This window comes from Pseudomonas sp. GW821-FHT09D08, from assembly GCF_059416305.1.
The window spans coordinates 58,324-78,612 of record NZ_JBWKOX010000010.1 but is presented as its reverse complement, the minus strand read 5'-3'; the positions used below and the strand labels follow the sequence as shown (position 1 = coordinate 78,612).

Sequence of the window (20,289 nt, the reverse complement as noted above, 5' to 3'; positions counted from 1 at the left end):
GCGTTTCATGGCGCAGCGGTCGTTGTCACCATACGTACTGCAGGCGCAAGGTCCAGGTGTTCACATCCGGCGAGCCGCGGCGCTCGGAGACCGTGTCGGAGTAGGCGAGCAATCCGCCGAACTGCGGTGACAACATAAAGCCCAGGCTGGCACCGAGCAGGCCATTTTCCTGTTTGTTGTCCTGCCAGTCGCCGTCTATGCGGCTTTCGCCGCCACGGCTATAGGTCGCGTCCAGGGATGCCCATAGTGCGCGGTTGAGGGTGTAGCTGTAGTGGCCTTCGATGGCGTACAGCGGCTTTTGCTCAAGCTTGCTGTCGCCGTGGTAGTCCTTGTTGTCGCCGAACAACGAGACCCAGGTGTTGATCTCCAGCCAGGTCGGACCGATCGGAGTGCCGAAGCCCAGCTCGGGCTTGACTACCCAACGGTTGGAACCGATGTTGATGACGCGGTCCTTGTCGTAGTCGCCGGTGGGCGCGGTGATCCACAGCGCTCCGGTGAGGAAGGTCTCGGGTTTCCAGCTGGCGAACTCCTCGGCGGTCAATGCCGGGCCGCCAAAGATGTTATGCGCGAAGACGACCTGGGCATCGCCCATGCCGCCGTTGTGCTTGGTGCCGTCGAAGAAGCGCGCATTGTCGAAAGAGGCCGAGACATCGGCATACGGCTGGATGAACTGGATGGCGCTGTTGCGCCCATCAATGCCAAACGAGCGGGCGTAGCGAAACAGATAGAGGTCGGCATTCAACGACAGACCCGTGATCGGCAGCGTGGTGTCGATGGGGGTATTGGTGTCGACCCGATTGTAGTAGCCGAACACCATGTTCAAGTCGGTCGGGGTGTTTTGCCAATCCCTGGCGTTATCGGCAAATCCCAAGCCTGGCACCAGGGCCAGTGTCGAAGCACAAACCGCACTCAGTCGGGCACGTGAAATCATGGCGCTACTCCTTGTCGGCCTGATATCTGGGGCTACATGCCCGGTCTACCCCTGTTGCGACCGGGCAGGCAGTGCTACTTCAACGGGGTCAAGGGCGGCAGTTTCCATTGACCATTACCCACCTCAGGCTTGGGCAGGTAAATCCGCAGTACCGCGTAAAACGGGCCGGGTGGCGCGGGCAGCCAGTTGCTCTGCTCGGCTTTCGGTGGCTCGTGGTGCTGCAACGCCAGGGTCAGCCCGCCGTCGGCGTCGCGCTTGAGGCCGGGCAACATGTGCGAGTTGATCAGGTAGCGTTTCTTGTGGTTTGGCACCAGCAGCTTGGTCTTGGCGTCGTACATGGTCAGCGACCAGAACGCATCGGCCGGTGGCAGTTGGTCCTTGGCGAAGTGCACGGTGTAGCTATGGCGTGCCCCATTGGCGGGCTTGCCCTCGCTGTCGACGAAGTAGCTCAGGTAGGCGGCTTCATCGCTGGAGTTGCCGAAAATCCCCATGTCGGCACCGGCATAGCGGTACAGGTAGTTATTGTTCAAGTGCTCGCGACTGCCGAACAAATCGCCACTGGAAACCTGATGGGTGTCGACCTTGTCCTTTTTGAACGCGGCGAACTCGGCGCGGGCATCGGAGATCCCGTCTTCCAGAGCCTTGCGCTGTTCGGCGGTCAGCTGGTTGACCTTGAAGGGCGCGCCTGGCGCGATGCCGATCCTGGCAAAGCGCGCGAGCAGGTCTTTTTCACTGTCCTGGGGCGCCGCGAAGGCCAGCATGAAGTTCAGGTAGCGAAACAGCTGCGGGCCTTCGGTCATGGTCGCCATGGGCTTGGGCCATGCCACTTTCGCCGCCTTGGCCGGCGCGGCTTGCTTCACGTAGCTGCTCAGGGGCTGCACTTTGTAGCCGTTCTGGATCTGCTTGACCCTGTTCAGGTCCTTTTCGTCGAACAACTGCGTACGGTAGAGGGCATAGGCGATGTTGCTTTCGCTGTACACCACCCGATCCACGTTGACCGGTTGCTGACCTTTCCAGTCAGGGCCGGCGATCATGTAGTGGCCGCCATTGTTGCCGGTGCTGCGGGTGCCCAGGTAGGCAATGTTCTGCGTATAGAGGTCGATCAACTGCACTGAGTAGTAACGGTTGTCTTCGATCTTGGGCAGGGTCAGGACCTGGGGCTCGCTGCGCAGGTCCAGCCAGACGAACGAGTAGGGCGTGTCCGAGTTCGGGGTGACGAAAGCGGTGTCCTTGGGCGTGAAGACCTGGGCGGTGTTGCCGATGTGGTTGAACGGTGCCTTGAAGTTGGCACCGCCCTTGTCGACGGCTTGGGTGTAGAGCGTCTTGTACATTTCCACCACCGGGTAGCCATACAGGTAGGCTTCCTTGGCAATGGCCCGGGCTTCGCTGGGGGTTGCGGTGAAATCGGCCCAGACGCCGGTACTCATGAGTATCGAGAGGCTCGCCAACAGCAGGCGCGTCGGTTTTCTGATCATGTTGTTGCGTCTCTTAGGGAACTGGGGTGATGTCGTCGAGTTTCCAGCTTTTATCGAAGTAGGCCTCGGTCGGCGCATACAGTCGGAAATAGCTGAACCAATGTTTGCCGGGCAGAGTTTGCACCCAGTTGCGCTCGAAGTCTTTTGGCGCGTGCGGTCCGAAGTAAAGATCGATGGATCCATCGGGGTTTTTCTGCAAATCCTGGCGTGAAGACAGGTCGGCCTTGCGTTGCGGGTTGTCGATCAGGCAGCGGCTGTCGATGTCGTAGACCGTCATCGACCAGAATTGCCTGGCCGGTGGGTTGGCGCCCACGTGCAATTTATAGTGCTTGCTGCCGTCGAGCCATTGGCCGTTTTTATCGGTGTAGGCACCCAGGTAGGTCTGGCCGAGGCCCGGTGTTTTCGAGACCATGCCCTTGGTATTGGTGACGGCCTCATAGAACCAGGCGCTGCGTCCCAAAGCTGGTCGTAATAGCCCAGGCGCTGGGAGGGCTCGGCGATATTGAGTACGGTGTCCCATTGCCGGTCCTTCCAGTATTGGGCCTGGGGGAAACGCTTGGCGAACGCATTGGCCTTGGCGATCAGCTCGCCCATCTGCGCACCTTGCTCCAGGGCCTCGCGCTGGTGGTCGTTGGGGTTGAACGGGCGGCCTTTTTCAATACCCAGGCTGGCGAGCATGGCCATGTAGAACCGGTCACGTTCGTTGACCGGTTCTTTTTGGATGATCCCGTGCAGGCGCTGCCAATAGGCCATGCCCCGTGGCTGGGTGCCGGACCAGGTTTTTCCACCCGGGGACAACAAACGGGTCGACCCGGGTTTGGCGCGCTGGGCGTAGGGGTACATCTTGAACCGCTCAACCAGTGCCTTGCCCTTGGCCGGGTCGGGGTCCAGCACGCGAAACCCGACCAGTATGTTCATGGTTTCTGATTTGGCCACGTAATACGTGTCTGCATCGGCAGGTGGCTGTTGGCCTGGAGGTATCACCAGGTATCTGCCGCCCTTGCCTTGATCCGGGCCGGTCTCGCCCATGTCGATAATTGCGCGTTGCCAGAAATCGCCAATGCCACCAGCGGTGGGCCCTGGCGGTAGCTCAATCACCAGCGGGCCGGTCTCATTCAGGTCGACAAAGCCGAGGATATAAGGCGTGGTCGCGTTGGCGGTGATCACACCGAGCTTGTCTTCGTAGCTATTGAGCACCATCAGGTCGCCACTTCGGGCACCCAGTTTATGGCTGAACTCTTCCTGCCACTGAGCGTAGGACACCAATGGCAACGCCCACAGATAACTCTGGGTTGCCTGTTGAAAGTCCAACTCGCCATACAACTTGGCTATTTCACTGCGCGCCGGTAGCTCACCTTCCATGGTGATCGCCCCGATGCGGGTCTCCAGGGCCTGTGCCTGCACGCCCGCAGCGCAGCCCGCCGACAGGGCCAGGAGGCTGAAACCGGCATTACGAAACAAAGCGTTCATGTAATTTCCTTATTTTCCGAACGCGACGTTGATCCCGGCAAATACGGTGAACTGCGGCAGGCCATCGCCCTTGCGGGCCACTGTCCACTGCGGTTCGACGAAGGCATTGAAGATGTTGCTGCCGGTTTTCCAGGCCTTGCCGGCCCCCAATCCGATGGGGATGTAGTGGGTATCGTTTTTCAGGTCGAAGGTCCAGGTGCCGGTGGAACGCAGGTACCAGCCCTTGGGCAGGTTGTGGATGATGAAGGGCTGGAAGGTGGCGCTTTCCACATGGGCGCGGTCGTGGTCACCGGCGAATGAGCTCTGGTACTGCACCAGCGCACCCAGCAGGCCCCGGGGCGAGGAATCAATGGCGATGGCCGCCAACCCGGCCTGCCATTTGCCGGTGCCCAATTCATCCTGCTCGGCGGTGGGAGCGGTGATCTGTGGGCCGATGCCCAACTGCACGCCATCGGTCTTGAGCAGGAAGATATCGAACAGGTTCAGGTCGCCGATACCGGTGCTGTAGCCATGGTGGGGATCGGGCCGGGTGCTGAGGGGCAAGGTGGCGCGCAGCAATTGCGGTACACCGATAAAGTCCGAAGGGGCGATGGGTAAGGTGCCACGCAACAGCAGGTCGTTGGTATGCACGTTGCTGTCGTACAGCTTTGGGGTGTAGTAGTCCTGCAGGTTAGCGCCTGGCGCCAGGTTCAACGGGTTGTTGCTTTTGTTTGCGGTATCGGCGTTGTCCGCGAGTGCAGAAAACGCCGGCAATACGAAAACAGCCAGCATCGATGCCGGAGCAAGCGGTGACCTGAGCATGACGACTCCCCAATTCCATGGCGACTTACCCGAAAACGTCTTTGCGCTCGAGCTGTCCTGACTGACAAAGGCTGTAGGACATGTCGATTGAAGTTAGCAGGGAAACTCAGATGCGCTAGCGATCCGAATGAATCAGTTGTGGGCCGGGCAGTCATTCATCGCGGTTGGCGATAAAGGCAAGCGAGGGAGGTGCCGCCCGAGAGGGCGGCAGCAAGGATGCCGGACTCAGGCAAGCATCGATTTGACTTTGTCGCGCAATTGATCGATGGAGAACGGCTTGGCGATCACCTGCATGCCGGCAGGTACATCGATGTTGTCGGCATAGCCGCTGGCAAACAGGATCGGCAGGGTGGGCCGCACTTCACGCACCTTGGCTGCCAATTGCTTACCGTCCATATCCGGCAGGCCGACGTCGGTCATCATCAGGTCTAGGTGCTGCGCGGCATTTTCGACAATCTTCAAGGCTTCTTCAGCGTCTGCAGCTTCAAGCACCAGGAACTCCAACTCTTCGAGCACATCAACGATCAACATGCGCACGATGGCATCGTCTTCGACGACAAGGAGGGTGGAGGGGGCTGAAGACATAATGAGGGTTCCCGAAAAAATGGAGGTGCAGGTCTTTAGCGGTTGAAAGACCATTCTCTAATGAGTCGCGTCAATCTCGGCAAGTTCCCACAGCAGGCGAGTATTGTGACGGCAACGGGCCAGAATGTCCCGTTTGGGAAAGAGAAGCAGGGGCATTTTTTGACTGACTGAGCATGGGCCCCCTCAATGTTCGCCGTGCACCTACGCCTCACTCCTTCAAGCGAGGCGAGGAGGCTCAGCGGACTCAATGCACGAAACAATACTTCATAGCGGCGTAAAGACCAGATGCGCCACGGCCAAGTCGTCAACCTTGTCGTAAACCACGTCGCGAGAATGGAACTCACTGACGTTGTACTCGATCGTCCCGCGTTTTGTGCCATAGGGATTTCGTGTTGGGGCACTCAATCCGCTACTTAACACTTTATCCAATCCCTCTTGCATGGATTGCAATGTTTGAAACTTTACCAATCCCGCGTTTGGGTCGTAGAAAAACCAATCCGTAGTTCCATCCTTGACCCTGATGCCGGCAATTAATCCATGGTCTTTTTCACCGATTCTGAGTGTCTTCGATGTAGGGGAGTTGGTGAGATCCTCAATGATCTGCGCGACATTCAATTTCTTGAAGGGTTGATCCAAGTGATAACTTCTCTTATGACCGGCGACGTCCTGGAAAGACCTCAGCGTCTTGATGAATTTTTGCGATTGCTGCGTGAGCGGAGAGGCCGCTGCGCGGTAAAGATTCGTCAGGAATAGATCCTCCTTTCCTTGCTCGATAGCCATGGCCATCGTATTTGCCATTGCGGCGCATTCGCCGCGTGACGCTGGGTCGACATGGGCGAGGTAGTGATGCTGTGAGGCAGGAGTCAACTGCACACCCGGAGCCTTGATGTCGGCATTAAGCAGTTGAGAGGCGTACTTGGCTTCCTCAATTGCCTTTAATTTTATTTGCTTAGCGAGTATGCCAATCTCCTCCGCTGTCAGGCTTGGGTCGGAAATCAGCTCGATGAGACCCCTGCCGCTAATATTGGAATGGTAATTACGAAGTTTTGTCACTTCCCCATGGTCGTAGCCGCGATTAAAGTCGGAACGATTCTGCGGCTGTTGCGCCCGTTCCAGGTTTTGCTTGAACCCCTCATGATGAGACCCGTTCAGAGGGGTAGCATCGTTGATAGTTGTCACCCTGCCATTAATGGGGGTGAAGTCTTGCAAGGGGGCGCCAAAGGGTTGCTGCTTGACCGCGTCGTAGGCATACCAGTTCCCGTCCCGGTGTACGGCGATCCCGTCGATATTACCCTCGGCAGCCTTGAACGATCCGATGGTTGCGGTGCCGTATTCCTTGTTTGCCGCCTTCAACAGGTCATAGCTTCCGGATGCGCCACGCACCTTGTTGATCAGTACCTGCCCGGAATCGCCGAGAAATCTTGCGCCGCGCGTGGCCAGCTCGGCGGCTCCCGTCGCCGCGCTCCTCACTCCGCTCAGCGGGTTGAGCGAGCTGATAAGGCTACTGCCGATGACGCGCCCCGCCTGCAATGCCTTTACGGCAGCGGACGCCGAGGTTGAAGCCACCTTGGCGACCTTTGCGACTGCACCGTAACCCGCTGTCAGCAGCCCCAGCGCATCGAGGCCAAGGTCCATAAGCCCGGCTTCATAGTCACCGTCACGAAAGTTGACAATGGCCGATCTCAAGGGAATCAAGTTGAGAAAAAACTGCCTCAGTCGCTCATCATTTTCTTTCTGCTGATCGAGTGTGGTGCTTCCATTGGCTTGCTGCCATTGGCTTCCGATATCAAGGTGCTCAAAAAAAGCGCCTGCCAGGTCGTGTGTTCGGGCAGAGGTGAAACTCGATGGGGGACGAGAAGGGGCCTCTGGCGGCTGTTCTTGCCCGAGCCGGTCCTGGTGCCCAGGGGTGAACTTTTCGACTTTGGTCAATATATTCGCGTCGCGCCATTCACCCCGCGTAATGGCTGCCTCACTCTGTCGCTTGACGATGCGTTTGTTCCGGACATCGATCTCATAAACACTGACCTCGGTTTTTCCGTCAACCTGCCTTTCGGTTCTTACCAGCAATTCATTGAGCTTGGATTGGAAGGTGGGCGGATTTATGAAACCCCTGCCAATCTTGTATTGGTTGTATTGAAATAAATCGATTTTACCGAACTCCAGGTTTTTCCGATCTTCCAGTGGGAGCTCGGAAATCATGTGTTTTACCTGGGTCTGAACGCCTTCTTTGAGTGATTCGATCGCCGATTCGTATTGTCCTAGAAATATCCCATTGACGTTGAGCCTGGGCTGCCTATTGATCGCATTGATCGGCAGGCCGGGGTCGTCGGTTCTCCAGTTGACGTTAATGCCCATCATGGCCATGTCCAGCATCGAGTGCTTGCCAGGCAGTTGCCTGGCCTCGTCATCGGAAACGGTTGAGAGACTTTTTGACTCAAAGTCGATGCCCTCGCCAAAGTGCTCCTTGAGCTTTTCCAGGGCGATGGCTTTTCTGCTTGGAATCTCGGCCGTCAATGATTGGGAGGCCTTGACTCTGGCGCTTAACTGCTCATTGAACGCGGTCCGGATGCTGTCCACTTCCTGAGGGGTGTAGGAGGCATCGTCCTTCTTTGCGACCAGTCCGTTGGACACGCCCCAATCCAGCAACAAGGGGGTGATGATGTGCTCCGCCGGATCATTCAGGGCTTGTGCGGCACTCATGACCTGGCCGTAGCTCATCCGGGATGCAGTCCCTGGGGCACTCGCCTCGACCTTGGCCACCGCCAGGCAGAAACTCACCCAGGCCTGGCTGCCGTTGACCAGCGAGTCGGGAATATCCTTGACCAGGAACTGGGGCGCTGTACGTGACAGCACCAGGTGAGTGGCCAGCTTGGCTGTGGCTGGCGTAGCCCGGCCTTTAGCGACCAGGTGATCACCGAGCCCCTTGACGATGGCTGACGGTGGCAGGCCCCAATAGTCTTGATGGCCCAAGTCAAAGCCGGCGATTGAATTTCTCACAGGCAACACGACGGACTCACGATCGAGACCGATGTGAAGGGCGGCCAACACGTAATCGCTGATGCTGGTGGGCGTGGCGATACCATTCAGCCCGTCCTGGATCGTTTGCCCTATGGTCTGGGCCATGGGGGACTTGAGCAGGGTGTCCAGCGCCCTCGCGGGGTCTTGCAGTTCGACATCCGAAAGCGCGCTGGCCTTGATAAGCGCACCCAGCGCGCCTTTGGCCAGCTCTGCCCGGGCTAAGGAGGGCTCTGCCTGGGTATTACGGCGCAGGATGCTGGACTCGACGATGACCCGTATCTTGCGGCGTTGTTCCTGGGTCAGGGGAAGGGGCCAGGATAAGCCCCCGCCGAGATCACCCAGCGGCGGTTCCAGGGCGCGGGCGTTCGCGGCATCAGCCAAGTGAACCAGGTCGGCTCGGGTTTCAGGGATAGGTAAATCATGGTGCTTGATAAAGCTTTCCAGGTTGACACTGGAGTCGCTGCCCGGAGCGCCGGACGCGTGAAAGGCCGAGTGTGGATCAATGACTGTTTGAGTGGTTTTCAAATGTGACAACACGGCTGCTGGAGTCGCGTCCTCTCCCAGGCTCTTCGTCGCCTCGGTGAGCTGGTGCGCGAGGTTTTTCCAGTTCTGTGCGTTTGCCTGCGCGCGTGCTTGTGGTGAAAGAGGCTGCGATTCATCCACGGAGCGTCGTGCAGGTGTGGAAGTTGGGTCGCTGTGTGTGGACAGGGTGTTACCAGGGGTGGCCTGCGACTGAGCAGGCGTCGATGCGATGGAGTGATCTATAACCTGGGGCCGTGGCTGGAGGCTCAATGAGGATGCCATCTTCATTACCTTTGGTTGTTGGTCCTCCCTGGACCTGCTTCAGACCTGCATTGAGTGTCGGGAGCGCACCAAGGTGTTCCTCCGGCATTGGTTCCATAAATGTCGGGCGTCGGCGGTGGCAAGTTGGGGGTGTTCATGGGTTTAAACCTTAATCCGCGTCAGAAACGTAGCCCTCTACCGACACTTTGGGGCAAACTCCCGGTTTTTCCCTATTTGGCCAAGGCATGCCCATGACTCCCGCGTCGTCCGTCGATGAAAAGAGCTTTCGTACACTGCTCAGCCGAAACGTGGCATTGCCCCTGGGTGTGGGCGTGCTCAGCGCGGTGTTTTTCGTCTGTCTGATCACCTATTTGCTCTCGGTGATTCAGTGGGTGGAACACACTGACCGGGTCATCAACAACCTCAACGAGTCGTCCAAGCTGACCGTCGATCTTGAAACCGGCATGCGTGGTTTCCTGATCACCGGGGACGAGCACTTCCTTGACCCGTACGAAGTGGCCAAGCCGCGCATCATTGCCGACCTGCGTAACCTGCAGGAACTGGTGGCGGACAACCCGCAACAGGTGGACCGTCTGAAACGCCTGGAAGCCCTGCAAGCCGAATGGAACAAATACGCCCAGTCGATGATCGACCTGCAACGCGAAAGCGGTGACTACCGCAATGCCGTCAAGTCCGGCCGCGGCAAGCGCCTGACCGACGAAATTCGCAAGGAATACGAAGACGCGGTGGCGATGGAGCAACAGTTCCGGATCACTCGCAACGAACAAGTCACGCGCACCACGGTGATCAGCGTCACCCTCTACCTGTTGTTCGTTCTCGGCCTGAGTGGGATCCTGGCCTATATAGGTAGAAAAAATTTACTTGCCCTGTCAGACAGTTATAGCGCAAACCTCGCGTCACAACAGAAGATCGCACAACGCCTGGAGCGGCAGGCGTGGCTGCGTAACGGCCAGACCGAACTGGCCGAACAGGTGCTCGGCCAACTCACCTTGAACATGCTCGGGCGCAATATCCTGCAGTTCTTTGCCCAATACATGGGCTCGGCGGTGGCGGCGCTGTATGTACGCGAAGAGCACGGCGGCCTCAAGCGTGTGGCCACCTATGGCTTCTCCCGCGAGCAGGAACAGCTGGAGCAGTCGATCTACAGCGATGAGGGCATCGTCGGGCAGGCCGCCCAGCTCGATCGCCTGATTCGCCTGGACGACGTGCCGGTGGACTACTTCAAGGTCAGCTCCGGCCTGGGCGAAGGCTCGACCCGCAGCGTGCTGGTGGTTCCGACCAGCGATGACGACCGCGTCAACGGTGTGATCGAACTGGGCTTTTTGCGCCCGCTGGAGGAGCGCGACGTCGAACTGCTGGAGCTGATCGCCGGCAATATCGGCACCTCCATCGAGGCCGCCCGTTATCGCCAACGCCTGCAGGAAGTGCTGGCCGAAACCCAGCAGCTCAACGAAGAACTGCAGGTCCAGCAGGAAGAACTCAAGACCGCCAACGAAGAACTCGAAGAACAGTCGCGCATCCTCAAGGAGTCCCAGGCTCACCTGGAAACCCAGCAGGCCGAGCTGGAGCAGACCAACGAGCAACTGGCCGAACAGACCCAGACCCTGGCCGAACAGCGCGACGCCATGGACCGCAAGAACGTCGAGCTCAACCAGGCCCAGCTGGAGCTGGAAGATCGCGCCGATGAATTGCAGCGCTCCAGCAAGTACAAGTCCGAGTTCCTCGCCAATATGTCCCACGAACTGCGCACGCCGCTGAACAGTTCGTTGATCCTGGCCAAGTTGCTGGCGGAAAACCCCCAGGAAAACCTCAGCGCCGAACAGGTCAAGTTTGCCGAGTCGATCTATTCGGCGGGCAATGACCTGCTCAACCTGATCAACGACATCCTGGATATTTCCAAGGTGGAAGCCGGCAAGTTGGAAGTGCGCCCGGAAAACTCAAGCGTCACACGCCTGGTCGATGGCCTGCGCGGGATGTTCGAACCGTTGGCCGCCGACCGTAAGCTGGGGTTCCAGGTACAGGTGCAGGCCGATGCACCGATCATGCTGTTCACTGACCGCCAGCGCCTGGAGCAGATCCTCAAGAACCTGCTCTCCAACGCGATCAAGTTCACCGAGCAAGGCGAGGTCAGCCTGTCGGTGTCCCGCGCGCCGGGGGAAGGCATCGCCTTTACCGTGCGCGATTCGGGCATCGGGATTGCCCCGGACCAGCAGGAAAGCATCTTCGAGGCGTTCCGCCAGGCCGATGGCACCACCAACCGCCGTTACGGCGGCACGGGCCTGGGCCTGTCGATTTCCCGTGACCTGGCCGCGTTGCTGGGCGGCTATATCAGCGTGACCAGTGAGCCTGGCAAAGGCAGTACCTTCACCTTGGTGCTGCCGGAGCAGTATGTCGAACGCGAGGAAGATGCCGCGCCGATCGAACAACCGCGCCAAGTGGTGACAGCGCCCGCACCCACGCCCATCGCAATTTCGCCGCTGCCGGTGGCCGACGCCAAGCAGATCCCGCGCTTTGCCGATGACCGCGACAAGGCGCCGTTCACCACCCGCTGCATCCTGGTGGTGGAGGACGAACCGAACTTCGCCCGCATCCTGTTCGACCTGGCCCATGAGTTGGGTTACCAGTGCCTGGTGGCCCACGGCGCGGACGAGGGCTACAGCCTGGCCGAGGAGTACATTCCCGATGCAATCCTGCTGGACATGCGCCTGCCGGACCATTCCGGGCTGACCGTGCTGCAACGCCTCAAGGAGCACGCCAACACGCGCCATATCCCGGTGCACGTGATTTCCGTGGAAGACCGCGTCGAAGCCGCCATGCACATGGGCGCCATCGGCTACGCGGTAAAACCGACGACGCGCGAAGAGCTCAAGGACGTGTTTGCGCGCCTTGAGGCCAAGCTGACCCAGAAGGTCAAACGCGTGCTGCTGGTGGAGGACGATGACCTGCAGCGCGACAGCATTGCCCGCCTGATCGGCGACGATGACATCGAGATCACCGATGTCGGCTACGCCCAGGCCGCCCTGGAGCTGCTGCGCACCAACGTCTATGACTGCATGATCATCGACCTCAAGCTGCCGGACATGCTGGGCAACGAGTTGCTCAAGCGCATGGCCACCGAAGATATCTGCTCGTTCCCGCCGGTGATCGTCTACACCGGGCGCAACCTGACCCGCGATGAAGAGGCCGAACTGCGCAAGTATTCGCGCTCGATCATCATCAAGGGCGCCCGTTCGCCAGAGCGCCTGCTCGACGAAGTCACACTCTTTCTGCACAAAGTCGAATCCCAGCTGTCCCATGACCGCCAGAAGATGCTCAAGACCGCCCGCAGTCGCGACAAGGTCTTCGAGGGGCGCAAGATTCTGTTGGTGGACGACGATGTGCGTAACATCTTCGCCCTGACCAGCGCCCTGGAGCATAAAGGTGCCGTGGTGGTGATCGGGCGTAACGGCCGCGAAGCCATCGAGAGACTCAATGAAGTCGACGATATCGACTTGGTGCTGATGGACGTGATGATGCCGGAGATGGACGGCTACGAGGCCACCGCCTTGATCCGCCAGGACCCGCGCTGGAAGAAACTGCCGATCATCGCGGTGACGGCCAAGGCCATGAAAGACGACCAGGAGCGCTGCCTCGCGGCGGGTTCCAACGACTACCTGGCCAAGCCGATCGACCTGGATCGCCTGTTCTCGCTGATTCGCGTGTGGCTACCGAAGATGGAACGCATTTAAGTGGAGCAACGTTTTTTGGAGAAGAGCAGCGATATTGAGCTGCGCCTGTTGATCGAGGCGATTTACCTCAAGTACAGCTACGACTTTCGCGACTACTCCGGCGCGTCGGTCAAACGTCGCGTGGCCCATGCCTTGCGCCAGTTTGACTGCGCGACCATTTCTGCGCTGCAGGAGCGGGTGTTGCATGACCCGGCAGCGTTCATGCAGTTGCTGCAGTTCCTGACGATCCCGGTGAGCGAGATGTTTCGCGACCCGTCGCACTTCCTGGCCATTCGCCAGGAAGTGGTGCCGCTGCTCAAGACCTACCCGTCGATCAAGATCTGGATTGCCGGCTGCAGCACGGGGGAGGAGGTGTACTCCATGGCCATCCTGTTGCGTGAGGAAGGTCTGCTGGAACGTACGATCATCTATGCCACCGACATCAACCCCGCGTCCCTGGATAAAGCCAAGCAAGGCATCTTCTCCCTGGAGAACGTGCGGGCCTACACCGCCAATTATCAGCAGGCCGGGGGGCAGCGTTCATTTGCCGACTACTACACGGCGGCTTACGATTACGCGATCTTCGACAAATCGCTGCGTGAGAATGTGACGTTTGCCGACCACAGCCTGGCGACCGATAGTGTATTCTCAGAAACTCAATTAATTTCATGCCGTAACGTACTGATTTACTTCAATAAAAAATTGCAGGATCGAGCGTTTGGGTTGTTTCACGAGTCGCTGTGCCATCGCGGCTTCCTGGTGCTCGGCAGCAAGGAAACCCTGGAGTTTTCGGGGTACAGCACGCAATTCGAGCCCTTGGTCAAGCAGGAACGGATCTACCGCAAATCATGAACGACGTTGCCGCCAGCCCGATTCGCGGGATTGAAGCCATCGTCGTCGGCGCCTCCGCCGGCGGCGTCGAGGCGTTGCTGAGTATTTTCAGCGAACTGCCCGAGACCTTCGGCCTGCCGATCATTGCCGTATTGCACCTGCCGGATGAGCGCCGCAGCCAACTGGCGGAAGTCTTTGCGCGACGCCTGTCGATTCCGGTACGGGAAGGGCAGGATAAGGAAGCGATCCAGGCAGGCACGTTGTATTTCGCCGGGCCCGGTTACCACCTTTCGGTCGAGCAGGACCGCAGCCTGTCCCTCAGCCAGGAAGAGCGGGTACACCATTCACGGCCGGCGATCGACTACCTGTTCGCCTCCGCCGCCGATGCCTATGGCAAGGGCCTGCTGGCGATTTTGTTGACGGGGGCCAACCAGGACGGCGCCCACGGGCTGGCCCATGTCAAGCATTCGGGCGGCACCACGGTGGTCCAGGACCCCAGCGAAGCACGGATTGCCGTGATGCCGCGGGCGGCCCTGGCCCTGCACACCCCTGACCATATTCTGACCCTGAGCCGCATTGCCGCATTGCTGGCTTCCCTGGAATCCTCCCCATGTTAAGTACTGTCCAGGCCAAACTGCTGATCGTCGACGATCTGCCGGAAAACCTGCTGGCCCTCGAAGCGTTGATCAAGCGCGAGGACCGTCAGGTCTTCAAGGCATTGAGCGCCGATGAAGCCTTGTCCCTGTTGCTGGAACACGAGTTCGCCATGGCGATTCTCGATGTGCAGATGCCCGGCATGAACGGGTTCGAGCTGGCCGAACTGATGCGCGGCACCGAGAAAACCAAGAACATTCCGATTGTGTTCGTCAGCGCCGCCGGCCGTGAACTCAACTATGCGTTCAAGGGCTATGAAAGTGGCGCCGTGGACTTCCTGCACAAGCCGCTGGACATTCACGCGGTCAAGAGCAAGGTCAATGTATTCGTCGACCTGTACCGCCAGAGCAAGGCGATGAAGCAGCAAGTCGAAGCCCTGGAGCGCAGCCGCCGCGAGCAGGAGCTGTTGCTGACGCGCCTGCAGGCCACCCAGGCCGAGCTGGAGCAGGCAGTGCGCATGCGCGACGACTTCATGTCGATCGTCGCCCATGAGGTGCGTACGCCCCTTAACGGCCTGATCCTCGAAACCCAGCTGCGCAAGATGCACCTGGCCCGGGATAACGCCGCTGCGTTCACCCTGGACAAGATGCATGCCATGGTCGACCGCGATGAGCGCCAGATCCAGAGCCTGATCCGTCTGATCGAAGACATGCTCGACGTCTCGCGTATCCGCACCGGCAAACTGTCGATACGCCCGGGGCGCTTCGACCTGGCGCAATTGGTGAGCAACCTGGTGGAGAATTTCGCACCGCAGGTGGCTGCCGCCGAATCGTCGATGCACCTCGCGGCCGAGGGGCCGGTGGTGGGCAACTGGGATGAGTTCCGTATCGAGCAGGTGGTCACCAACCTGCTGACCAACGCCCTGCGCTACGGGGCCAAGAGCCCGGTGGAGGTGCGCGTGTATACCGAGCATGGCGAAGCCAGGGTAGAAGTGCGTGACCACGGGATCGGCATCAGCGAAGAGAATCAGAAGCGTATTTTCCAGCAGTTCGAACGTGTGTCAGCCAGCCAGGTTGCCGCGGGACTGGGCCTTGGGTTGTTTATTTCCGAGCAGATCGTAGCCGCCCATGGCGGCACCATCGAGGTCGAGAGCCAGATAGGCCAGGGCGCCTTGTTCCGGGTGTGCCTGCCCCTTGAACCGTCGGCATGAAATCAATCGTCATCCCGACGCAACCTCTACGTGACCCCATGGTCGTAATTGCAGCAATTGACCGGACAAAGGCTTCCCATGAGTGAAGATGCACAAGATGTCGTACTGATCGTCGAGGACGACGAATCCATTATGTTTGTGCTGGGTGAGTACCTGGCCGGCCTGGGGTATCGGGTGTTGAAGGCGATCAACGGGGAGCAGGCCTTTGAAATCCTCGCCACCAAGCCGCACCTGGACCTGATGGTCACCGACTACCGTTTGCCCGGTGGGATTTCCGGCGTGCAGATCGCCGAGCCGGCGATCAAGTTGCGCCCGGAATTGAAGGTGATCTTTATCAGCGGCTACCCCCAGGAAATTCTCGACTGCAACAGCCCGATCACGCGCAATGCACCGATCCTGGCCAAGCCGTTTGACCTGGATACCTTGCAGGAGCATATACAGCGGTTGTTGGCCTGAAGGGCCAGGTGGTGCATCAGGCTCTTCCTGAGCCTGAATGACACTGCTTGGCTAATGGCCATTTACGCCCGAATCATCTCCCGCACCTTCGCCGTCAACAAATCAAACGTAAACGGCTTGGTGATCAACTGCATTCCCGGATCCAGGAACCCGCCACGCACCGCCGCATGCTCGGCATACCCGGTAATGAACAGCACCTTCAAGTCCGGTCGAATCTGCCTACCGATCTCTGCCAGCTGGCGCCCATTCATGCCGGGCAAGCCGACGTCGCTGATCATCAGGTCAATGCGTTGGCTGGATTCGATAATCGGCAGTGCGCTGTCAGCATCGCCCGCTTCGACAAAGGCGTAGCCCAGCTCACTCAACACCTGGCTGACCAGCACGCGCACCGCCGGGTCGTCCTCGACGATCAGCACGGTTTCCCCGCTGTTGGCAATCGGCAGCAGGGCAGGGTCCACGGTCACATCGGGGGTGATTTCGCCGACGAAACGCGGCAGGAACAGGCTCACCGTGGTGCCTTTGCCTACCTCGCTATGGAGAGTCACATGTCCGCGCGACTGGCGCGCGAAACCGTAGATCATCGACAAGCCCAGGCCGGTGCCCTGGCCAATGGGCTTGGTGGTGAAGAAGGGGTCGAATACCCGGCCCAACAGGCTTTCCGGAATGCCGCAGCCGGTGTCGCTGACGCTCAGTTCCACGTAGTCGCCGGGCTTGAGCGTGCCGTAGGCGGCGGTGAAGACGCTGTCGAGGTGACGGTTGCAGGTTTCGACAACCAGGCGGCCCCCGCTCGGCATGGCATCCCGGGCGTTGAGCGCCAGGTTGAGCAGGGCACTTTCCAGTTGATTGGGGTCGGCCTCGGCGGTCCACAACTGAGTGTCGAGGCGCATGTCCAAGGCGATGCTTTCGTTGAGGCTGCGTTGCAGCAGCTCGCCCATGGACGTCACCAGCTGGTTGATCTGTACGGGCTTGGAATCCAGCGATTGGCGCCGCGAGAACGCCAGCAGGCGGTGGGTGAGGCCGGCGGCGCGGTTGGCGGAAGTCACGCCGAGATCGATCAGGCTGTCCAGATCGTCCAGCTTGCCGCGGGACACACGCCTTCGCAGCAGCTCCAGGCTGCCGATAATGCCGGTGAGCATGTTGTTGAAGTCATGGGCGATACCGCCGGTCAATTGGCCGACGGCTTCCATCTTCTGGGATTGGCGCAAGGCTTCTTCATTGCTGCGCAACTGCGCCGTGCGTTCTTCGACTTGCTGCTCCAGCGTCTCAAGGGTGCGCTGCAGACGCAGTTCGCTCTCGCTCAGATCGATCAACCTGTCCCGTGCTTCATATTGCCGACGCCGTCCGCGCAGGGCGGCGCTCACCAGGCTGATCAAGGTTACGGGGTGGAAGGGGCGCTCCAGGAACGTCACGTTGCCCAGCAGGCCGCTGAGGTGGGATGAACCGTTCTGCTCGCTGCCGCCGTGATGGGTCATCAGCACGATGGGCAGGTCGGACCAGGCGGGTTGCTGGTGCAGGTATTCGAGCAGGGGTTCAAGGTCCGCGCCGCGCAAGGCTTCGGCTGCGATGATGAGCATGCCGGCGCCTTGCTCCACGGCCTCGCACAATGCGGGCAGGCTGCTGGCAATCACGCCGGTGTAGCCGGCTTCCTTGAGCATCATCAGCGCCAAAGAGCCATCACGGCCCATGGGCGCCAGGACGATTGCGCGTTCGGATACGGGTGAAAGGTTGGTCACACGGCCTCATCCTTGAGCAAAGGCGAACCGGCGCCCATGTAGGTCGGGATACCGCGCAAAACCCCTTGGAAATTGTCCAGCGGTTCCCCGACGGTCATGCCGCGGCTGCTGATACGGTATTCACGGATAGTCGACTCGTGGGCGCCGGTGCGTTTCTTGATAATCGAGATGGCGCGGCGCACCTTGCCCAGCGCCTCGAAATAACGCAGCAGAATCACGGTGTCGGCCAGGTAAGTGATGTCGACAGGGGCCTGCATGTCGCCCACCAGTCCATGTTGCGCGACAGTCATGAACGTCGCCGCGCCACGGCGGTTGAGGTACAGCAGCAGTTCATGCATATGCAGGATCAGCGCGTTTTCTTCCGGCATCGCCGCCTGGTAGCCGTTGATACTGTCAATGACCACCGTCTTGATCCCGCGCTCGTCCACGCAACGACGCACGCGGTGGGAAAACTCGCCAGGGGACAGCTCGGCTGCGTCCACCTGTTCGATCAGCAGGTTGCCGGTGGCCTGCAGGGCGGCGAGGTCGATGCCCATATTGTTCATGCGCTCGAACAGCAGGCCCAGTTCTTCATCGAAGATAAACAGCGCGGCCTTTTCGCCACGGCCTACCGCCGCTGCGGCGAAGATCATCGAGATCAGCGATTTGCCGGTACCGGCCGGGCCGAGAATCAGGCTGCTGGAGCCGGTCTCGACGCCGCCGCCCATCAAGGCATCCAGCTCGCGAATGCCACTGCTCAAGGTCTGGCGTAGGTAACCGCCACGATGCTCGGCCGCGACCAGGCGCGGAAAGACGTGGATGCCATCGTGCATGATGGTGAAGTCGTGAAACCCACCCCGATATTTCTGCCCGCGATATTTCACCACCCGCACGCGACGGCGTTCGGCACCGTAGTTGGGGGTCAGTTCTTCCAGGCGAATCACCCCGTGGGCCACGCTGTGCACGGTTTTGTCGAGGGATTCGGTGGTCAGGTCGTCGAGCAGCAGCACGGTGGCGTCGTAGCGCACGAAGTAATGCTTGATCGCCAGGATCTGGCGGCGATAGCGCAGCGAGCTTTGCGCGAGCAGGCGGATTTCCGAGAGGCTGTCGATGACCACTCGGGTCGGCTTGACCCGCTCCACCACTTCGAATATCTGCCGGGTTGCTTCGCCCAGCTCCAGGTCCGAAGAGTACAGCAGGCTCTGCTGATGCTCGGCATCCAGCAGGCTCTCCGGCGGGGTCAGCTCGAAGATATGAATATTGTCGTCCAGGTCCCAACCGTGGGACTCGGCGCCCTGACGCAACTCACGCTCGGTTTCGGACAGTGTGATGTAGAGCGTTCGCTCACCCGCTTTCGCCCCGGCCTGCAGGAAGTGCAGGGCGACCGTGGTTTTACCGGTGCCAGGTTCACCTTCCAGCAGGAACAGGTGGCTGCGCGATAGCCCTCCGGCAAGAATGTCGTCGAGACCTTCGATGCCGATGGCTGCTTTTTCGGTTAACAACGCTTTGGATGTAGACAAGAAGTGCCCTCAGGTCACATACGAGTAGAGGATGCGCATCCAGGTGGACGCGCCATATTCTCTTGACCGTAGCGCTTTGTGGCGGTTCAAACTGATGCGCGATTATTGTGCCTACAGGCCTTGCTGCAGTGCCGGATCGTCAGGGTTTTGCTGTTCGAGTTGGGCGAGCAGCACCTGCACATTCTGCAATTGGCCGCTTTCTTTCCAATAATTGACCAGCAGCACCCGCGCCTTGCGATTGGCCGGGTGGCGCTGGACGATTTCCTCCAACTGGCGCTGGGCCGCCTCCAATTCCTGCTGGGCATGCAGGGTCGTGGCGAGGTCGTAGCGGTAATCCTGATTGTCCGGTTCCAGCTCCACGGCCTTGGACAGGCCGAGCAGGGCGTAGGTGCGCTCGCCATGGTGCAGCAGCCACATGCCCAGGGCATGTTGCAGGTAGGCCGACTCAGGGTGCGCCGCCAGTTGTCGGGCCAGCAGTTGGCGGGACTCATCGGTCTTGCCCTGTTTATCCAGCAACTCGATCTGCGCGACCACCGCTTGCAGGTTGTCCGGCTGCAAGCGCATAGCCTGTTCCAAGGCGTTTTGCGCTTCCGGCAGCAGGGCGCTGTGAATGTACAGGCGCGCCAGTTGAATCCAGCCTTCGGCCGTTTCCGGCTGGGCCTTGAGCTTTTTCACGAACTCGTCCAATACCTGCTGCAATGGCCCGAAGTACAGGCCCAAGGTGTCGGGCGACAGGCCGAGCAGGGCATTGGCGGCGGCAAAGCGTACGCTTTGTTCGGGATCATCGAGCACCGGGCCCAGCAGCAGGGTGCGCTGGCCGCTGGGCACCAGGCCGACAATGCTGTGGATGGCCGCTTCGCGCACCTGCGGGGCGTCGCTGGTGAGGTCTTTGTCGGCGAGCTTCAAGGCCTGGGGGCTGGGGTAGTTGGGCAATTCGGCATGCAGCGCGGCGCGGCGTTCGGGTGACAGGTCCGGCCGGCCCAATTGCTGATACAACACGCGCGCGGCGCCCGGCTCACCGTTACGCGCCTGCTTCAAGGCTTTCGAATAACCGTGGGCAATGGCCGCAGGCACGGCCACCTGGGTGGTGCGGGAGAAATACCAGGTGATCAGCACAATCAACAACAGGGCGCACAGGCCGACGATGGAGTAACGGCGTGACTTTGACATGCAGG

General features: G+C 59.8%; 13 protein-coding genes and 1 pseudogene. 5 read left to right on the top strand and 9 right to left on the bottom strand.

Going from position 1 to position 20,289, the window contains the following annotated elements:
- Positions 1-25: 25 nt before the first annotated feature.
- From AC07OP_RS18435 to AC07OP_RS18410, 6 genes and pseudogenes are all read right to left on the bottom strand, one after another.
- Positions 26-931, bottom strand: coding sequence for a transporter (locus AC07OP_RS18435; protein ID WP_495102088.1), 906 nt, complete (start codon positions 929-931; stop codon positions 26-28).
- A 74-nt stretch (positions 932-1,005) separates the two neighbouring features.
- The gene (locus AC07OP_RS18430) at positions 1,006-2,406 is read right to left on the bottom strand and encodes a DUF1254 domain-containing protein (RefSeq protein ID WP_495102087.1); all 1,401 of its coding nucleotides are present in this window, start codon (positions 2,404-2,406) and stop codon (positions 1,006-1,008) included.
- Between the two features lie 13 nt (positions 2,407-2,419).
- A pseudogene (locus tag AC07OP_RS18425) lies at positions 2,420-3,876 on the bottom strand (DUF1254 domain-containing protein).
- Positions 3,877-3,885: 9 nt separating this feature from the next.
- Positions 3,886-4,677, bottom strand: coding sequence for a hypothetical protein (locus AC07OP_RS18420; protein WP_495102086.1), 792 nt, complete (start codon positions 4,675-4,677; stop codon positions 3,886-3,888).
- A gap of 225 nt (positions 4,678-4,902) precedes the next feature.
- On the bottom strand, positions 4,903-5,262 hold the full coding sequence (locus tag AC07OP_RS18415) for a response regulator (protein ID WP_495102085.1): 360 nt from the start codon (positions 5,260-5,262) through the stop codon (positions 4,903-4,905).
- 264 nt (positions 5,263-5,526) lie between these two features.
- Entirely contained in the window at positions 5,527-8,943 is a 3,417-nt protein-coding gene (locus AC07OP_RS18410; protein WP_495102084.1) for an Mcf1 protease effector domain-containing protein, read from the bottom strand.
- 371 nt (positions 8,944-9,314) lie between these two features.
- Between AC07OP_RS18410 and AC07OP_RS18405 the strand changes: the two genes are divergently transcribed.
- From AC07OP_RS18405 to AC07OP_RS18385, 5 genes are all read left to right on the top strand, one after another.
- Positions 9,315-12,812, top strand: coding sequence for a response regulator (locus AC07OP_RS18405; RefSeq protein WP_495102083.1), 3,498 nt, complete (start codon positions 9,315-9,317; stop codon positions 12,810-12,812).
- Positions 12,813-13,643: a CheR family methyltransferase gene (locus AC07OP_RS18400; RefSeq protein WP_193603564.1), complete on the top strand. Its 831-nt coding sequence runs from the start codon at positions 12,813-12,815 to the stop codon at positions 13,641-13,643. It begins immediately after the preceding gene.
- Complete coding sequence (locus AC07OP_RS18395) at positions 13,640-14,239, top strand: chemotaxis protein CheB (RefSeq protein WP_495102082.1); 600 nt, start codon at positions 13,640-13,642, stop codon at positions 14,237-14,239. Before AC07OP_RS18400 ends, AC07OP_RS18395 begins: the two co-directional genes overlap by 4 nt.
- Entirely contained in the window at positions 14,233-15,426 is a 1,194-nt protein-coding gene (locus AC07OP_RS18390) for a hybrid sensor histidine kinase/response regulator (protein WP_027605877.1), read from the top strand. Before AC07OP_RS18395 ends, AC07OP_RS18390 begins: the two co-directional genes overlap by 7 nt.
- A 78-nt stretch (positions 15,427-15,504) precedes the next feature.
- On the top strand, positions 15,505-15,882 hold the full coding sequence (locus AC07OP_RS18385) for a response regulator (RefSeq protein WP_027605876.1): 378 nt from the start codon (positions 15,505-15,507) through the stop codon (positions 15,880-15,882).
- Between the two features lie 62 nt (positions 15,883-15,944).
- On the opposite strand, the gene AC07OP_RS18380 is transcribed toward AC07OP_RS18385, so the two are convergent.
- The 3 genes from AC07OP_RS18380 to AC07OP_RS18370 form a co-directional block, all read right to left on the bottom strand.
- On the bottom strand, positions 15,945-17,615 hold the full coding sequence (locus AC07OP_RS18380; RefSeq protein ID WP_495102081.1) for a response regulator: 1,671 nt from the start codon (positions 17,613-17,615) through the stop codon (positions 15,945-15,947).
- Positions 17,612-19,114 carry an ATPase domain-containing protein gene (locus tag AC07OP_RS18375; protein WP_115487309.1) on the bottom strand — a complete coding sequence of 501 codons (1,503 nt, stop codon included), beginning with the start codon at positions 19,112-19,114 and terminating at the stop codon, positions 17,612-17,614. The genes AC07OP_RS18380 and AC07OP_RS18375 overlap by 4 nt, the downstream gene beginning before the upstream one ends.
- Positions 19,115-19,225: 111 nt before the next feature.
- Positions 19,226-20,284 (bottom strand): tetratricopeptide repeat protein, encoded by a 1,059-nt coding sequence (locus AC07OP_RS18370; RefSeq protein ID WP_065941534.1) that lies wholly within the window; start codon positions 20,282-20,284, stop codon positions 19,226-19,228.
- Between the last annotated feature and the right edge of the window lie 5 nt (positions 20,285-20,289).

Bases quoted from the DNA above. Each gene is read 5' to 3' on its own strand.
- AC07OP_RS18420 (WP_495102086.1), bottom strand. From the start codon at position 4,677: ATGCTCAGGTCACCGCTTGCTCCGGCATCGATGCTGGCTGTTTTCGTA.
- AC07OP_RS18430 (WP_495102087.1), bottom strand. From the start codon at position 2,406: ATGATCAGAAAACCGACGCGCCTGCTGTTGGCGAGCCTCTCGATACTC.
- AC07OP_RS18415 (WP_495102085.1), bottom strand. From the start codon at position 5,262: ATGTCTTCAGCCCCCTCCACCCTCCTTGTCGTCGAAGACGATGCCATC.
- AC07OP_RS18385 (WP_027605876.1), top strand. From the start codon at position 15,505: ATGAGTGAAGATGCACAAGATGTCGTACTGATCGTCGAGGACGACGAA.
- AC07OP_RS18435 (WP_495102088.1), bottom strand. From the start codon at position 931: ATGATTTCACGTGCCCGACTGAGTGCGGTTTGTGCTTCGACACTGGCC.
- AC07OP_RS18405 (WP_495102083.1), top strand. From the start codon at position 9,315: ATGACTCCCGCGTCGTCCGTCGATGAAAAGAGCTTTCGTACACTGCTC.
- AC07OP_RS18370 (WP_065941534.1), bottom strand. From the start codon at position 20,284: ATGTCAAAGTCACGCCGTTACTCCATCGTCGGCCTGTGCGCCCTGTTG.
- AC07OP_RS18390 (WP_027605877.1), top strand. From the start codon at position 14,233: ATGTTAAGTACTGTCCAGGCCAAACTGCTGATCGTCGACGATCTGCCG.
- AC07OP_RS18395 (WP_495102082.1), top strand. From the start codon at position 13,640: ATGAACGACGTTGCCGCCAGCCCGATTCGCGGGATTGAAGCCATCGTC.